Genomic DNA, 1,291 nt, shown 5'->3' on the forward strand with positions numbered 1-1,291 from the left:
CTGCCAAAGCGGATTTATTTGACTATATTGAGCGATTCCATAATCCTCGGATGAGAAGACGAGTCGCTAAGGACGATATGAAGTTATCAACCGTTTTTAAACCGTCCGTAGAAACGGGGTAGAACCCAAGCACCCAGTCGGCCACATCGTTACGTAGAGAAATCCACTCAGATTATGCAGGCGCTGGAAACAATTACGCCCGACCTTGAAATCTATTCGGTAGATGAAGCGTTTCTGGATGTAACGAAATGTCAGAGTTTATTAGGCACACCTGAAGCTATTGGCAAGTTGGTTAAAAAGACAGTGAGTGATGCCTCTGGATTAACCTGCAGTGTAGGGGTGAGTGGCGATAGAACTACAGCCAAGTTTGCAGCCAAACTGGTTAAGCCTGATGGATTAACTATTATCGCGCCTTGGGAAGCTGAGGCAAGACTCGCCGATGAACCTGTCACCGAGCTTAGCGGTATTGCCAAAGGTATCGGCAGCTTTTTAAACAAATACGGTGTGTTTAAATGCGGCGATATGAAAAAGCTGCCGATTGGCATATTGGCCCAACGTTTTGGTAACCCTGGCAGGCGGATTTGGTTAATGGCCCAGGGCAAAGATCCTGAGCCGATAACAACCGTGGTGAAAGCACCCAAAACAATTGGTCATGGCAAAGTAATGCCCCCTGGTACCCGTGATTTACGAACTGTTTTAATTTATCTGCAGCACATGGCAGAAAAAGTGGGTACACGACTACGTCGACATAATTTTCAGTCAAATCATTTTTCTATCGGTATTAAAACCGAAGAAGGCTGGCTGGGTACCCAAATCAAAATTGATAACACCACCGATGATGGCCAGGTCATATTTGAACTGGGTCGGCAGTTTATGCAAAAGCACTGGGCAGGTCAGGAAGCCCGGCAGGTGCAAATAACAGCATTCAACCCAACCGAATGCCGTCAGCATGATTTGTTTTTGGATAATACTCATCAGCTGAAGCGCGATAAAATTAACCAGGCAGTTGATCAGATTAATGAGCGTTATGGCGAATTCACCGTGGCACCCATGCCAGTGATTGGCCGTAGTGAAATGCCAAATGTAATAGCACCCGCTTGGAAACCGACTGGCCATAGGAAAACGATCTGATGTGTGGAGGAGTCTATTTTCAATATGGTGATGATGACCTTTCCCCCAAATTTAGTGCCATGACATTGATGAGATTTCCAATAAAATATGGGAGTTGGAGATCTCAAAATGAAAAAACGTTACAGCGAAGAACAAATCATCAAAGCCATCAAACGGCATG

The 1,291-nt window shown here is 45.2% G+C and carries 1 protein-coding gene and 2 pseudogenes; all 3 read left to right on the top strand.

The features are described from left to right. Positions 1–122: pseudogene (locus E8Q33_RS16315) on the top strand (IS3 family transposase); the annotation flags it as partial. Between the two features lie 22 nt (positions 123–144). Continuing rightward, a pseudogene (locus tag E8Q33_RS16835) lies at positions 145–363 on the top strand (DNA polymerase IV); the annotation flags it as partial. Further along, positions 340–1,131, top strand: coding sequence for a hypothetical protein (locus E8Q33_RS14965; protein ID WP_371413303.1), 792 nt, complete (start codon positions 340–342; stop codon positions 1,129–1,131). The pseudogene E8Q33_RS16835 and the gene E8Q33_RS14965, both read left to right, overlap by 24 nt. Positions 1,132–1,291 lie beyond the last annotated feature (160 nt).

It is taken from the genome of Methylophaga sp. SB9B, assembly GCF_004832235.1.
In the GTDB taxonomy this organism is placed as follows: domain Bacteria; phylum Pseudomonadota; class Gammaproteobacteria; order Nitrosococcales; family Methylophagaceae; genus Methylophaga; species Methylophaga muralis.